We start from the raw sequence: 15,183 nt of genomic DNA, 5'->3' as shown, positions 1-15,183 counted from the left end.
TCGGTACTGCGCACAACAAAATACATGGTTTTAGTAACTGAATCAATTACCGGGGTACCAATGATGCCAATATTATAATTAAAGTCAGTATAGGGGGTACACCAGGAAGAATTCATATCGCTGGAATTAGGCGGCCTCATGCCAGATACAGTGAAGTTTTTTTTCCAGTATAACTTACCCACGGTACCGTCGTAAGCATATACAGTGTTGTTTACCGTAGCTATAAAAACCACGTTATGTGTGCCGGACGCAATAGGCAAACTACTATATACCAGCGGCTGTGCATAGATCTGGTCATCAACAGATAATGTAAAAAGCTTTCCAAACTGCTGCGAATTTACGTTGGCAGTAGTTAAAACCGTTTCATGGCTATTGAAACCTGCCCTTGAATTATCATTGTGCTGGGTGAGTACATTGATATGCTCGTTGTTGAGCTTGCCAACAATGCTATCAGGAGGAGTGACCACAACAACAGGCGCGGGTGTTTCCTTTTTCTTACACCCAAAACAAATCAATATCGCTAAAAGCGGAATGGCAATTTTTCTGATCATTTTATCTGTAAATTATTTTCTTTAAGTTCATTCAATCAGTTTCCTATTTTCCGGATAAGGTTATTCTGGTAATCTGCCACAAATAAATTACCGGCATTATCAATGGTTATCCCGAACGGCCTGTAAAATGTGGCGGTATTAGCGGGTCCGTTATCAGCGCCGCGTTTACCTGTACCGGCAAAATCACTTACTATACCGTCGGGGGTAATTTTCCGGATCTTGTTGTTACCAACATCAGCAACATAAACATTGCCTTTTTTATCGACGGCTATCCCATCAGGGTGGGAGAATGAAGCCGCAGCGCCCTTGCCATTTGCTGAGCCCCGTTTGATTTTACCAGCCAGCGTCGAAACGATGCCTTCCGGACTTATTTTCCTGATCAGGTTATTATAAGTATCAGCCACGTAAAGGTTGCCTTTTTGATCCAGGGCGATTCCCTCGGGCAAATAAAATGAAGCGTTAACGGCGGGGCCGTCTTTTAAACCCCTGTCGCCTGTGCCTGCATATACGCTTACTTTTCCGTCGGGGCTTACTTTTTTTACCTGGTCTTTATCCCAATCAGAAACAAAAACATTACCGTTTTTATCTACTGCAATTCCATAAGGATTATCGAACCTTACCATGGCTCCCGGATGATCCTTTGTCGCCGCATCGGGTCTTCCGGCCAGGGTGGTTACATTTCCATCAGGTGTTATTTTACGGATCATACTGTTATGCGTGTCGGCGACATACACGACACCATGGGTGTCAACAGTAAGCGCCGCCGGAAAGAAAAATGAAGCAGCAACGCCTTTGCCATCGGCCGATCCCTGGTTTCCGCTCCCAGCGAGCGTGCTTACCACACCATCCGCGCTAATTTTACGGATCATGTTATTGCGCGAATCGGCAACGTAAATATTGCCGGCGGAGTCGATAGCCAACCCCATCAGGTTTGAAAATGAAGCCTCGGTCGATTTACCGTTAACTGCACCTATTGCTCCGCTGCCTGCGTAGGTTGTTACCTCAATATTTTTGTTTTTATTACAGGCCATTACAAATGTGATGGCTGCAGATAGAAATAACAGGTTTTTCTTCATTAATGTCTTGCTCTGTTCCCGGGGAATTAAATAAAAAAGTATAATTTGTTTTGGCGTGTATAATCTCACGGGGCCGGTTTGATAGCCTGCCCAATTGGCAGTACAATTAACAAATAAAAATGAGCATATACAAACCGACTGGTAATTCAATCCGGTTTTCGGGTGAAAGCCAAACTTATTGATCGATTTATCCTATAAACTTTAGCCCAATCTTTATCACAAGGACAGGCGGATCAGGCCGGAACTTAAACTTCGACAGGACGGCCGGCTATATTGTTTTGGGAATAATAATATCCGTTTTTATATTTGGCGTATTCTGGGGATCGGGGTTGATTTCATTATAGAAAGAAGCCATACCAGGTTAACCGCTAAACAAAAAGCAATTCACTACTCCTCTTCTGCCCCGGCATTTTCCAGGGGCAATTATTTTTCATGCTCCACCCGGTCCAGGCATTGCTGTAATACTTCAGCAAATTTCTTATCATTCGGGGCTTTGAATATGGTATTATGCTCGCCTGGAATATGATGGATATTGACACCTTTTAGTGCGTATGGCTTCCAGCCCATATTTTCCCGGTCTTCTGCATAAAACGTACAGGTTTCAGCTTTAAATGCGTCAACTTCAATGTCCTGCGGCATAAACTGGTAACGTTTAAGGGCATCATTGTTATATTTATCTATTTTATGAGCATAGCCAAAAAAACCCAGCTTGTTGTGTCCTTTGCCATGCATTAATGACCAATAACGCCCCATTATTCTTCGTTTAATTAAGGTTGCTTTTTCAGCTATGGTACTCTTAAAGCCTGCGCTGAATTTAAAAATATACAGCAGGCTTTTAATATAAAAACCCGTGTTTTTAGCAATCTTCAATAACAGCGAATCATAATATGTGCACTTTTCAATGTATGCATCAAACAAAGCAAGCATTGATACTTCTTTTCCCAGGGCTTTTAATTGCCTGGTCATTTCAAAAGCGATCACCCCCCCATAGAAAAACCGCCCAGGGCGTATGGCCCGTCAGGATTTTGCCTGGTAATTGCATTTACATAATGAGCCGCTATTTCTTCAATGGTGGTTAATGGCTCATCTATGCCATTCAAGCCTTTAGCCTGCAAGCCGTAAACGGGCTGATCAGGCGAAAGCCCGGTGGCAACCGCATTAAACAACAGCACATTCAGTCCTGCCCCATGCACCAGGTATAAAGGTGTTTTGTGTCCATGCGGCTTTATTGGCACCAACGAATCCCATGTAATTGAAACGCCATCGCGGCTAATCAATTGAGCCGTGCGCTCAACAGTTTGGTGTTCAAACAATGTGGCTAATGGCAAACGCTTTCCTGTTTTTTGTTCGATCATCGTCATCACTTTAACAGCAATGAGCGAATGCCCGCCAATTTGAAAGAAGTTATCATAAATACCAACCCTATTCAGGTTCAGCGCTTCAGCCCATATGTCTGCCACAAGCTTTTCAATGTTTGTACGCGGGGCAATATAAAAACTCACCTCGTCTGTTGCGGGGCCTGCATACAACAACAAAGCCTTTTTATCTACTTTGCCATTGCTGGTTAACGGAATTGAATCAATTTTTACAAAACTGCCGGGTACCATATAATCCGGCAACTGGCTATTCAGGAAAGACCTTAACTCAGCAGGGCTTGCATCTCCAACCACGTATGCCACCAGTTCCTTTTCACGGTCTTTAACCGGCTTAGCCAGCACTACCGCTGTCTTTACATTTTCGTGTTTTTGCAGGGCTGCAGTTATTTCGCCCAGCTCAATCCTGTATCCCCTTATTTTTACCTGGTCGTCAATCCGGCCCAAAAACTCCATGTTGAGGTCCGGCAGCATCCGGCCGATATCGCCGGTTTTGTACATCCTTCCGCCAGGGTGACGATTAAACGGATCGTTTAAAAAAGCTTTGCTGGTTTTTTCGTTGTCATTGGCATACCCCCTGGCAACACCAACACCGCCAATGTGCAATTCTCCCGCTTCACCTATAGGTACCGGGTTCAGTTGCTCATCAAGTATATAATAAAAGTTATTGCTCATCGGCCTGCCGTAAGGTATACTGGTCCAATGTGGTTCTGTCTTGTCTATAGGGTAAAAATTACTCCATACCGTTCCTTCGGTCGCGCCGCCAAGACTGATCGTTTTTGCGGCCGGGAAATATTTTTTTATCCTGTCTGGCAATCCCACCGGGATCCAATCGCCGCTCATAAAAACCAGCCGCAATGCATTTTCAAAACGGGGACTGGCAACCGTTTCCTGCACGCTGATAAAATAATCGATAGTTGATGGTACCGAGTCCCAAAATGTTACACGGTGCTTAATCATCAACTCCTTCAACTTCGGCACATCCATCAATTCCTGTTTTTCGATGATCAGGATTGACCCTCCGGCCGCCAGCAAACCAAAAACATCGTAAACCGACAAATCGAAACACATAGACGTGACGAATAGCAAACAATCATCCGGGCAAACGCTAAACTCCCTGTTTACCCACAACACCAAATTAACTGCCGAATGATGCTCGATCATTACCCCCTTGGGCATACCTGTAGAACCGGAAGTATAAATGGTATACACTAACTGTGTGCTTTCTACATTTACCTTTGGTTTATCACTTTTAAGGTTATCGAAATTGATTTCTTTTAATTTAACCTGTTCGCTTTCGCTAAGCGATGCAGACAAGGGATAGTCGCCATCTGTGATCACGATACTAACTTCCGAATTTTTTAAGATGTATTCCTGTCTGTCCAAAGGATAATCCGGATCGATCGGCACGTAGGCCGCGCCAGCCTTCAGGATAGCCAGCATCCCGATGGTCATATCAAAATTCCTGGCCACCAAAAGCCCTACATTATCGCCGCTATGTACGCCGTGTGTTATAAGATAATGCGCCAGCTGATTAGCTTTTTTGTTAAGTTCCCCATAACTCATTACTTCGTCGTTACGGCGCAGTGCAATAGCGTGCGGGTTCTGTAAAACCTGTTCCTCAAAAAGGTCGGTAAGCGTTTTTTCGCGCGGGTAAAAAACAACGGTATCATTGAACTTCTTCAATGACAGATAATCTTTCGCATTCATAAATTTTTCTGACCAAAAGCTAGTTTCAGCCTCAAAAATATCAGTAGCGGACAATGTCATAGTATATAGGGGCTTAGTTGATCATCCTTTATACGCAAATCTTCTATTTTGGTTGTTTCACAATTTCAATCCTATGTATCCGCTACCGTCTGACTTGTTTTATATTACTAATTGCTATTTAACAGTCCGGAATGTCAGTAAAAATCTTTTTTTACTCAGGCAACGTATTCCCATTCACACCCGTAACGCTTGCAGGGAGTTGATCCCTTAAAATGACTAACGTACACCCGGATGCCCGGAATGATCTTTAAAAGACAACACCAATTCGCAAGCCTTTGAAGCATTTTATTTCAACCCTATTCAGCATATTAGACCCGAAAGAAAGGGTGAAAATGATCATGCATGCGCTCCTTGATAGTTTAATCGGCCTGCTTGATATTGTTTTTTTGGGTGGCTTATTATTGGTTGTTAATTTTTATGCATCGGGTAAACTACCGGGCCACTATGCTTATTTGCAATCCATCAGCAATAAAAACCCTTTATTGCTGATAAGTACCTTCCTGATACTGTTTAGTTTAAAAAACTGGCTGGGCTACCTGCTATCAAAAAAGGAGTATAGCTTTTTTTACAGTGTTGCCTCCCGATTATCTAAACGCAACGTGTTACGCTATCTAAAGGGTGACTATGCCCAATTTGTCAATACCGATTCTTCTGTATATTTCCGTAAAATAAGCCAGCAGCCTATTGAGTTCAGTAATTATATCTTGACCAATTTTCAGCTGATCATATCGCAAAGCATCCTGATTGTTTTTACCATCATAGCGATCCTGTTTTATCATCCCTGCCTGTTTCTTTCCTTATTTATTTTATTGCTGCCGCCTGTTATCTTATTGGGCTGGATGATCAAAAAGAAATTAAAAAACATCCGCGCAGACATCAAAATCAATAGCCAGTTAACTATACAACATTTGCAGGAATCATTATCCGGATATGTAGAAAGCAATATTTACGATAAAGACCACTTTTTTACTGATCGCTATTACAAACACCAGCACCAGATGAATGATCATATTGCGACCCAGCAAACATTGCAAAGCCTGCCTTCGCGCCTCATCGAAACCTTCGCCGTGTTGGGCTTTTTTATTCTGATAGCCATAAATAAATTGTCGGCAAGTGTACCAGCAATCGATTTACTTACCATAGGGGTTTTTATGGCGGCGGCCTATAAGATCATCCCGGGGATTATTAAAATTTTAAACAGCGCCGGCCAGATCAAAACCTACCAATTTACGCTGAATGATCTTGCTTCTCCCCTTGAGGAAATGCTCGATGTTAAAAAAGTCGCCGCCCCCGGATCTATCAATTCCATACAATTTGAGGATGTTCATTTTAAATACCAGCACCAGGTTGTTTTAAACGGAATGAGTTTCAATATCACCCCTGGCGATTTTGTGGGCATGTCTGCACCATCAGGAAAAGGGAAAACCACCATCATCAACCTTTTATTGGGGTTCTTATACCCTGATAGCGGGACCATTACTATTAACAATAAAAAAACAGGCGCAGCGGACAGAATGATGTACCGCAGCAACATTTCCTATGTAAAGCAGCAGCCCTTTTTTATCCATGATACGATTTTAAAAAATATTACGCTGGCTGATCATGGGTTCAAAAAAGACAAGCTGGATGAAGTAATTGAATTCTGTGGACTTGCCGGACAAATTGAGAAATATCCGGAAGGTCTGGAAAAAGTGATCCGCGAAAACGGGAAAAATATAAGCGGCGGGCAGCGCCAAAGGATAATGCTTGCCAGGGCGCTTTACAATGATTTCGACCTGCTTATCCTGGATGAGCCATTTGGCGAAATGGATGACTTTTCAGAAAAAACCATACTAACACAATTGCAGGGACTTGCTCAGCAGGGAAAAATGATCCTGTTCATCACGCACAACAAAGCCAGTTTAGCATTTTGTAATAAAATATTTTCGATGGATGAAGCGTACGCCTGAAACCCTGGTGATCCTGAGCCCCGGCTTCCCTGAAAACGAGGCTGATACGGCATGCATTCCTCCCCAGCAAATTTTTGCCAGGGCGCTTAAAAAGATCTGCCCCGGCCTGAATATTGTTGTCATCAGTTTTCAATATCCCTTTGTTGAAAGTGTATATAACTGGCATGGCATAAAAGTATATACCATCGGCGGCAAAGAAAAAGGCGGGTATAATCGCGCACTGGTATGGTTAAAAGCCTGGAGAATCTTGCTGAAGCTGAAAAAGGAAACCAGACTTTTGGGTATCCTGAGTTTTTGGTTCGGGGAATGCGCCTTTGTTGGCAGCTATTTTGCAAAAAGATACCGGCTCAACCATTACACCTGGGTATTAGGCCAGGATGCAAAAAGAGGCAACAAATACTTCAGATGGGTAAAGCCGAAGGGTAATGAGCTGATAGCGCTGTCGGATTTTATTGCGACGGAGATCAGGCAAAACTATTGGATTTCGGCACAGCTGGTGATCCCGGTTGGTATCGATACTTCAATGTTTGGGCCTCCGCCTGCAAAAAGAGATATCGATATTTTAGGCGCAGGCTCGCTGATCCCACTAAAGCAATACCATATTTTCGTTGAAGCTATCGCTTATTTAAAGAATTACTTTCCAAATATAAAAGCTGTGATCTGCGGCAAAGGCCCTGAAATCGATAACTTAAAAACGCTGGTGGCATCGCTGAATTTACAAAACAACCTGGCATTTGTAGGAGAGCTGCTACAAAAGGACGTTTTGGCATTAATGCAGCGATCAAAGGTGTTTTTACACCCTTCGGCTTATGAGGGTTTTGGATCTGTATTATCGGAGGCATTATACGCCGGTGCCCATGTAGTTTCCTTCTGTAAGCCAATGAATAAAGATTACAGGCATCATTACGTGGTAAAAACACCGGATGAAATGAATGTTACTTTGTCAACCATATTAAAAAATACGCATCGTGGCCACGACCCTGTTTTGATGTGCCCCATTGAACAAATCGCCAAAAATATGATCAGTTTATTCGTTTGAAAGGATCAATAATGATTTTACCGAGCTACAGGCTTGCGGCAACTTGCTGGATTTTTGCAGCTATCGCTTCAAACGAAAGGGTTTGTTTGAAGTAAGATAATGACCTGGTTCTTTTTTCGTCTATATCTACGTTTCTTGTCTGTTCCAAAGCAGCCAGCAACGCTTTTTGATTACCCGGCTCGTACAATAAACCGCATTTTCCGTTATCCGTAATTGTCCTGAAGGAAAATATATCTGTAACCAAAGGGATGCAACCGCATGACATCGCCTCGCAAAGCGCAGTACCACTCCCCTCATAATGCGATCCGGAAATAAAAAAATCAGCGCTGTTGAACCAGTAAAGCAAATCATCATGCGGAACCTTTCCAACCACCGTGATCGCATTTCTTATCGCAGCTTTTTCTACCTCCTGGTTTATTTCATTTAGCAATTCATCCGTATGATAGATCATGTATAGCCGCGCTCCGGGGTTTGTTTTCGTAAATTTCAGGAATGCCTTAACAACAGTTAAAGGATCCTTGTTCGCATTCAGCCGGCCAACCCACAAAAATATGGGCGCCCCCTCTGCCCCTGTTTTCAATTTGGCTGCATCTTTTTTAATTGGATAAAAACAGGAGGACACTTCCATCACTTCATGTATTTTATGCGCTGACACAATGTTACCCCTTTTCACCCAGTCCATGCCTATCGATGCAGCTGCAAATAAATAAGCGTCAATTAAATGTCCGGCTGTTCTCTGGATATATTTCTTTACACCGGCAAACGGCTTTTCAGCATGATGCTGTACTATGATTTTTGTTTTCCCACCCATCAACAAACCCGACAAGATCAGTTGTAAAGGCTGGTGTAAACCCTGAATAAATAAAATGTCCGGTTTTAAGCTTTTTATATAACAGATTAACCGTAGGGGCAAATACCCTTTGTTTTTGCCAAAGTTTACAAAATGGGTAACAACTCCATTGTGTTCGCATTCACCCTGGTAATTGATCCTTATTGCATTATGAACAGTATTTTCTTTACTTAAGCATTCCAACACACCCGAATATACTGCCGTTCTTTCGAACCAGCTTTCAGGTGAGTCCAAATCGGGTAAATAGGAAAAACTTACAAAAACGTAGGTCATTTCTTTTGTCGGGTTATATTTATTATAAATATGGACTGCATTAATTATTTGCATTTACCGGAAAACGCGCTGCAGGATAATATTTCTTTATCTTTTCCATTAATCCAGGCAAATCGCCCTGAACATATTTGCCGACGCCATTTATGTATATTTTACTGTATTCTGCAACTTGGATGTCTTTTAACTGCCTGAGGATAGTTTCATCAAACAACCGGATATTTCCTTTATGCATTACCAGTAACAAATCGGCCGGCGTGATTTCAAAAAACGCATTAAAGCCTTTTTTATGGTCGTTTATTTTTGCGATGACGATATCAGCATCCTTACCCGCTGTTATTTCTCCGCTGTTTACTTTCCAGGTCTTCGCCGCATTTTGATTAACCGTTTGAAATAGTTCTGCATCTGTGATGAGCTTTGTTTTACGGGCACTCCGCAGATGTTCCCATATATCCCAATGGCTCGTCAGGGTTGAATCTGTTCCGAATAATAACCTGGTGTGTTTTTTTAAACTATTTACTTCAGCGGTTTTGTTGAGCAAAAAATAATTGGACTGCGGGCACCAAACTATAGCTTCAAATTTTTTTGCCTGCTCCCCGCTCATGGCCACTGCGTGCACCCCGATCAATTTTTTTCGCAGTAAGTTCCACCTGGTTAGCTGATCAATTTCATCATAGGAGGGCCAGTCGCCCCCCTCGCCAATATGGATATTTACCGGGAGCCTTATTTTTAAAGGATTGTTCAGTTTGATCTTCCAGCCCTTTTCAAACTTTACCGAATGCAAACAATGGCTGTTTTCAAAAACATTTACCGGCGCATCCTCCAGCAACTGTTTTTCGCCATGATTCACTACCGTTGTAACCCCACCCAGCAGGTTTTTATAAACACCCCACGCTGAACGCAATTGATCAGGTACTTTTAAAACCGCTGCGATTTCGGCCTTAAATGTTTGATGGATATCCATACCCCATTCGGTATAGTTACTATAATTCCTGCTGCCTAATTGCGGGAACAAGTTAAAATCAAGGTGATCGTGCGAATTGATCAGGCCCGGGAAAACAAGCGCGTCCCGAAAGGTTAATTCTATCCCTTCAATTGAAGTGGTGCCTGGATTTGATGATACGCTTGCTATTTTCTCACCGGAAATCCCGATATGAACAACTTCGTCGGTGCCCGCCATCCGCAGGTTGTTAAATACCATCACCGCCTCCTGAAATGTATCCCATAAATTACCGGGAAGCCTTTAAATTTTTCGTAAACCAACGCGGCGTTTTGTTCGGTATAATAATGTTTTACCGATTCATCAATTTTCCTTTCTATTTCATTCACCGCTTTAAAACCATTTCTCAAAAGTATTTCCTTAATACTATTAACTGTATGGACGAAATTTCTGACCGCTATCTGGGTGCTCCCGTGTTTGAATGTTCTTTTACCGCCAAAAGCCAATGTATCGGGATGAAAATCTGTTATAATAATATCCCCCTCATCTTTAGTGATCCGGCACCAGGCCTCCAGGGCTTCTTCCAGGTTTTCGATATGGGCAACGGTTAGCGTTGATACAAGCACATCAAAATTATGATCGCTGATGCCCGAAAAACTATTCTCGGTGATGGTATAGGTTTCCGCAACGGGAAATTTTTCTTTCAATTTGTTAAGCATTCCCGGCGAAATATCAAATCCGGTTAAACTTGCTGGCTCTTTTTTAAAAACTTCGGGCCAGTGGCGCCCGGTGCCACAGCCAATATCAGCAACCACCTTGTTTTTCAACGCTACACCTTCTATCAATTTAGAAAACAGGATTTTATCCAGGTCGAGCATCAGGTTACCTGGCTGCGAATCATAATTTTCGGCCCAAAGGTCATACGCATCCACAACTTCCCTTTCAGCAACCTGTGGCGGGAAAAAATGCCTGCTAATATATTTTTTTACAGTTTTTAGCACGGTCTAAAGCTGGTTTTTATCAGTAATAAATATTGTTCGCTGATACAAATACGGGGAGTTTTGAATAAAGGTTGCTCTGCCATTTTTATTTCCATTTACAGGCAACCTTAGTTTTTTACGGGGCGTATTGTTAGTAGTAACAGTTCATATCAGTAAAGTAATAGTTTGATGGTTAAATTGGGTTTGTTGTTTATTGCCCCCAATTAGAGGGTTAACAATAGCGTCGGGTTTAAACCCGACGCTATCGGGGGCATATACAGCAATTCAAATCCATATTGTGATTTATAAAATGAGTAAGATTTTATTATTTAATCCCCAAAGCGCAAACGGTAAATACCGGATACCCAACTCTATTTTAAGTATTGCGGCATCTGTTGAAGGTAAATACGACTGGGTAATTGTCGACGGCAACCGTGATGCAAACCCGCTGGAAGTAATAGCATCTTATTTAAGCACGGGCGACTATAAATACCTTGGGTTTACGGTAATGCCGGGGCCCCAACTAAAGCAATCCATACCTTTTGCAAAAACAATAAAGGAAAAGTTCCCCCATACGGTAATGATATGGGGGGGGCTATTTTCCCTCAAGCCATCCAAAAATCATCCTTGATTCGGGCTATGTTGATTTTATTATCAACGGCCCCGGCGACCATGCTTTTCCTTCGTTAATTGATGCGCTTGAAAACAACAAACCTTATGAGTTTATCAGAAATTTGATTTATAAGACCGGTAAAGAGTTTGTTAAAACCCAAAAAGAAGACCTGTTCGACCAGGACCCACTGCCGCCTTTGCCCTATGATAAACTGAACGAGATCTATAACATTAAAAAATACCTTGGTAAAACCTTTTTAGGCGAAAAAACACTGGCCTATCATTCCAGCATTGGTTGCCCTTTTACATGCTCCTTTTGCGCGGTAGTGCCCATTTTTGAGGCCAGGTGGAAGGCAAAATCAGCCCAAACGGTTTATAATGATGTTAAATACATCAAAGACAAATGGGGAGCCGACGCCATTGAGTTTCATGACAATAATTTTTTTGTCTCGGAGAAAAGGACCGTAGAGTTTGCAAAACTGATCAAACCTGAAAAAATGTCGTGGTGGGGAATGGCGAGGATTGATACGATGGACAAGTTTAGCGATGCATCTTTAGCGTTGATAAGAGAAGCCGGTTGCAAGATCATTTTCTTTGGGGCCGAAAGCGGCAATAACCTTATACTGGACCAACTGGATAAAGGCGGCACACAAACGGGGGATCAGATCATCCGATTTGCTGAACGGTTGAAGAAATTTGATATCATTCCAGAGTATTCCTTTGTGTTGGGGACACCGGCGCCAACGGCAAAACAGGTGGAAGCCCAGATTGATTTCGAAATAGATTTTATTAAAAAAGTAAAGGCAGTAAATCCCCGGACTGAAATTGTGCTGTACACTTATAGCCCGGTCCCGTCGGAAGGGTCGGCCCTTTTTAAGCAGGTAGAAGCAGCAGGATTTAAATATCCAAAAGTATTGGAAGACTGGATAAGCCCGGCATGGGAGAACTTTGACCTGCGGAAAAACCCGCTTACGCCCTGGCTAACGCCCGAAATGATCGGCAAGATCCAAAATTTTGAAACGGTTTTAAACGGCGTTTACCCAACTGTTACGGACATCCGCCTCAGCCGCATCAAGCGGAAAGCGATACAGCTGGTAGCCGGCATGCGTTACAAAGTAAACGTGTATAACTACCCTTACGAAATAAAGCTGCTGCAAAAAGTTTGGAAGTACCGCCAACCGGAAATCCAGGGATTTTAATTGCTTTTTATGAAAACGGCAGGAGATGATATGGAAACAACCCTCGATGAAGCCAGCACTTCAATTTTTGAAGAACTGTATATCAGCGTCAGGAGACAAGAGCGGCGGATAGTTTCCGACGGGGAGTTGATGTTTCTGCCGGATGTTGACGTATCGCATGTCCATTATAATGAATGGCTGATCAGAAAACGGTCATCCATGCGCTTGATCACTTATTTGCAAAAGAAAAAGCGCGCCTTAAAGATCCTTGAAATTGGATGCGGAAATGGTTGGCTGTCTTCCCGGATTTCGGCAATTCCACACACAACAGTAATTGGGTTGGATATAAATGAGCCCGAGATTAACCAGGCCAAAAGAGTTTTCAAAAAAGACAATCTTGATTTTTTAACAGGCACATTTACGCCCGAATTGTTTGCCGGTGAAAAGTTCAATATTATTTTATTTGCAGCATCGATACAATATTTCTCCTCCCTGAAAGATATCCTGCAACAAGCACTTCATTGTTTAACAGAACATGGAGAAATACACATTGTCGATTCGCATTTCTACGAACCATCCGAAGTAAAAAACGCAGCGGCCAGGTGCCTTGATTATTATACGAACCTGGGCTTTCCGGAAATGGCCGGTCATTATTTCCACCACTCGACAGCTGATCTTCTTCTATTTAATTGCACCATGCTCATAAACCCGGGGAGTTTAATAAACAGGATCAGTAAAAAGGAACCTTTTTATTGGATAGCCATAAAGAATTAAAAAAGATGTCGGCGCAATCAGTATATCAAACCTTCAAAAGGTTCCGCACCCTGCAAACCAGCAGGATTAGCGCATTGCCTGTTGTGATACTGATGCCGCACAGCGCCTGCAACTGCAGATGCGTGATGTGCGATATTTGGAAAGACAATAAAAACCTGAAACAACTGACAGAACAGGATGTTGAGTTGCTTTTGGATTCATTGAAAAAATTCGGGACACAGCAGGTGGTCATGTCAGGCGGTGAGGCACTGCTCAATACCAATTTCTTCCGCTTATGCGAGATACTTAAAACAGCAGACGTCAATATAACCTTGTTGACGACCGGTCTCACCATCAAAAAAAATGCTGATGAAATCCTGCAGTGGGTTGATGACCTGATCGTCTCGCTGGATGGCGACGAGGCGCTGCATGATGCGATCAGAAATATTCCGGGGGCATTCAGTAAGTTGAAAGAAGGGGTAGAATTTATCCACTCATTAGATCCTGATTTCCCGATAACGGCCAGGACAGTGATCCACCGGCTGAACTTCAGGAATTGGGAAGCGATCATTCAATCCGCAAAAAATATGGGAATTAACCAGGTGAGCTTTTTGCCTGCCGATGTTAGCAGCCATGCTTTCAACAGGCAAATGGCCTGGACTGAACCCAAGCAGCACGAAATATTGATCTCAGAAAAGGAGTTGCCGGAATTACTGCAGGTGATCAACCGGATAATTGCCAATGACTTTGATTTTGAATCCGGCTTTATTGGCGAATCGCCAGCAAAACTCAGGCAGATACATGATTATTATGCGGCTTTTTATGGTTTAAACCCCTTCCCATTTAAAAAATGCAATGCGCCCTGGGTATCAACCGTGATTGAGGCGGATGGCAATGTGCGGCCATGTTTTTTTCATGAGGTGGTGGGTAACATCCGGGATTCTTCTCTGGCTACTATACTAAACAGCGACGAGGTAGTAAATTTCAGAAAAACGCTGGACATGCACACCCATCCAACCTGTGTAAAATGTGTTTGTTCGTTAAACCTGTCGCCTTTTGCAAAACTAACCTGATTTAAAAAGTATGAAAAAGATCCTCTTCACACATTCTTACTTTTTACGTTTCGACCCGAAGCAATGGCAATTGGGTCAGCCTTATCCGCCATTGGGTACTTTGTATGCGGCTTCACTAATGCGGCAACATAATTACGCCGTTTCATTGTTCGACACGATGTTTAGCAGCGACCCGGAAGAAATTACACAGGCTATAACAACAAACCGGCCTGATTTTCTGGTGATCTATGATGACGGCTTCAATTACCTCACCAAAATGTGTCTGACCAATATGCGCTCGGCTGCATTTAGTATGTGCAGGATTGCCCGGGCCAAAGGTTGTAAGGTGATTGTTTCAAGCTCAGATTCCACGGATCATTTTGCGGAGTATTTAAACGAAGGCGCTGATTTTGTGATCATCGGCGAGGCGGAACATACTTTGCTGGAGTTAGTGGATCATATTGAAAATGGCGATGACGATTATACAGCCATAAACGGATTGGCTTACATAAAAAACGGCCAGGCTATAAAAACGCCCGGAAGGCCTGTTTTAAAAGACCTGGACAGCATGCCCATACCTGCCTGGGACCTGGTTGATATGGAACAATACCGGGAAACCTGGCTAAAACATACCGGGTATTTCTCCCTGAATATGAGCACTACCCGCGGCTGCCCATTTAAATGTAACTGGTGCGCCAAGCCCATTTACGGCAACCGCTACAATTCGCGCAGCCCTGAAAATGTGGTGGAGGAGATCAAATTACTGAAAGACCGGTATCATATTGATCAT

Annotated in this window: 14 protein-coding genes; 7 read left to right on the top strand and 7 right to left on the bottom strand. The window is 42.9% G+C overall.

The features are described 5' to 3' along the window. From QZY09_RS12510 to QZY09_RS12495, 4 genes are all read right to left on the bottom strand, one after another. Nucleotides 1-551, bottom strand: a 551-nt coding sequence (locus QZY09_RS12510) for a hypothetical protein (protein WP_295672859.1), incomplete at its 3' end; no start/stop codon positions are given. 35 nt (nucleotides 552-586) lie between these two features. Beyond that, a complete protein-coding gene (locus tag QZY09_RS12505; protein WP_295672856.1) occupies nucleotides 587-1,627 on the bottom strand; it encodes an NHL repeat-containing protein in 1,041 nt (346 codons plus the stop codon). 423 nt (nucleotides 1,628-2,050) lie between these two features. After that, the gene (locus QZY09_RS12500; protein WP_295672855.1) at nucleotides 2,051-2,593 is read right to left on the bottom strand and encodes a hypothetical protein; all 543 of its coding nucleotides are present in this window, start codon (nucleotides 2,591-2,593) and stop codon (nucleotides 2,051-2,053) included. Nucleotides 2,594-2,604: 11 nt separating this feature from the next. After that, complete coding sequence (locus QZY09_RS12495; protein ID WP_295672854.1) at nucleotides 2,605-4,770, bottom strand: amino acid adenylation domain-containing protein; 2,166 nt, start codon at nucleotides 4,768-4,770, stop codon at nucleotides 2,605-2,607. Between the two features lie 275 nt (nucleotides 4,771-5,045). On the opposite strand from QZY09_RS12495, the gene QZY09_RS12490 reads away from it, so the two are divergent. Then, entirely contained in the window at nucleotides 5,046-6,719 is a 1,674-nt protein-coding gene (locus QZY09_RS12490) for an ABC transporter ATP-binding protein (protein ID WP_295672852.1), read from the top strand. Further along, nucleotides 6,703-7,758, top strand: a complete 1,056-nt coding sequence (locus tag QZY09_RS12485; protein ID WP_295672851.1) for a glycosyltransferase family 4 protein — start codon at nucleotides 6,703-6,705, stop codon at nucleotides 7,756-7,758. The genes QZY09_RS12490 and QZY09_RS12485 overlap by 17 nt, the downstream gene beginning before the upstream one ends. 25 nt (nucleotides 7,759-7,783) lie before the next feature. Here the strand turns inward: QZY09_RS12485 and QZY09_RS12480 are convergent, their stop codons facing one another. Genes QZY09_RS12480 through QZY09_RS12470 form a run of 3 tightly spaced genes read right to left on the bottom strand, consistent with a single transcriptional unit; the run spans nucleotide 7,784 to nucleotide 10,819 of the window. After that, a complete protein-coding gene (locus QZY09_RS12480) occupies nucleotides 7,784-8,881 on the bottom strand; it encodes a glycosyltransferase family 4 protein (protein WP_295672850.1) in 1,098 nt (365 codons plus the stop codon). Nucleotides 8,882-8,921: 40 nt separating this feature from the next. Next, nucleotides 8,922-10,079, bottom strand: coding sequence for an amidohydrolase family protein (locus QZY09_RS12475; RefSeq protein ID WP_295672849.1), 1,158 nt, complete (start codon nucleotides 10,077-10,079; stop codon nucleotides 8,922-8,924). Further along, nucleotides 10,079-10,819: a class I SAM-dependent methyltransferase gene (locus QZY09_RS12470; protein ID WP_295672847.1), complete on the bottom strand. Its 741-nt coding sequence runs from the start codon at nucleotides 10,817-10,819 to the stop codon at nucleotides 10,079-10,081. The genes QZY09_RS12475 and QZY09_RS12470 overlap by 1 nt, the downstream gene beginning before the upstream one ends. 289 nt (nucleotides 10,820-11,108) lie before the next feature. On the opposite strand from QZY09_RS12470, the gene QZY09_RS12465 reads away from it, so the two are divergent. The 5 genes from QZY09_RS12465 to QZY09_RS12445 form a co-directional block, all read left to right on the top strand. Further along, nucleotides 11,109-11,429: a hypothetical protein gene (locus QZY09_RS12465; RefSeq protein ID WP_295672846.1), complete on the top strand. Its 321-nt coding sequence runs from the start codon at nucleotides 11,109-11,111 to the stop codon at nucleotides 11,427-11,429. A 103-nt stretch (nucleotides 11,430-11,532) separates the two neighbouring features. Then, the gene (locus QZY09_RS12460; RefSeq protein WP_295672845.1) at nucleotides 11,533-12,609 is read left to right on the top strand and encodes a radical SAM protein; all 1,077 of its coding nucleotides are present in this window, start codon (nucleotides 11,533-11,535) and stop codon (nucleotides 12,607-12,609) included. 9 nt (nucleotides 12,610-12,618) lie between these two features. Beyond that, a complete protein-coding gene (locus tag QZY09_RS12455; protein WP_295672843.1) occupies nucleotides 12,619-13,362 on the top strand; it encodes a methyltransferase domain-containing protein in 744 nt (247 codons plus the stop codon). Between the two features lie 5 nt (nucleotides 13,363-13,367). Further along, the gene (locus tag QZY09_RS12450; RefSeq protein WP_295672842.1) at nucleotides 13,368-14,414 is read left to right on the top strand and encodes a radical SAM protein; all 1,047 of its coding nucleotides are present in this window, start codon (nucleotides 13,368-13,370) and stop codon (nucleotides 14,412-14,414) included. A gap of 10 nt (nucleotides 14,415-14,424) precedes the next feature. Continuing rightward, a partial coding sequence (locus QZY09_RS12445) for a radical SAM protein (protein ID WP_295672840.1) occupies nucleotides 14,425-15,183 on the top strand: 759 nt, incomplete at its 3' end.

Origin of the sequence: uncultured Mucilaginibacter sp. (genome assembly GCF_903913935.1) — a bacterium.
In the GTDB taxonomy this organism is placed as follows: domain Bacteria; phylum Bacteroidota; class Bacteroidia; order Sphingobacteriales; family Sphingobacteriaceae; genus Mucilaginibacter.
The sequence above is the reverse complement of the archived record's forward strand: the minus strand, read 5'-3'. Positions and strand labels throughout refer to the sequence as shown.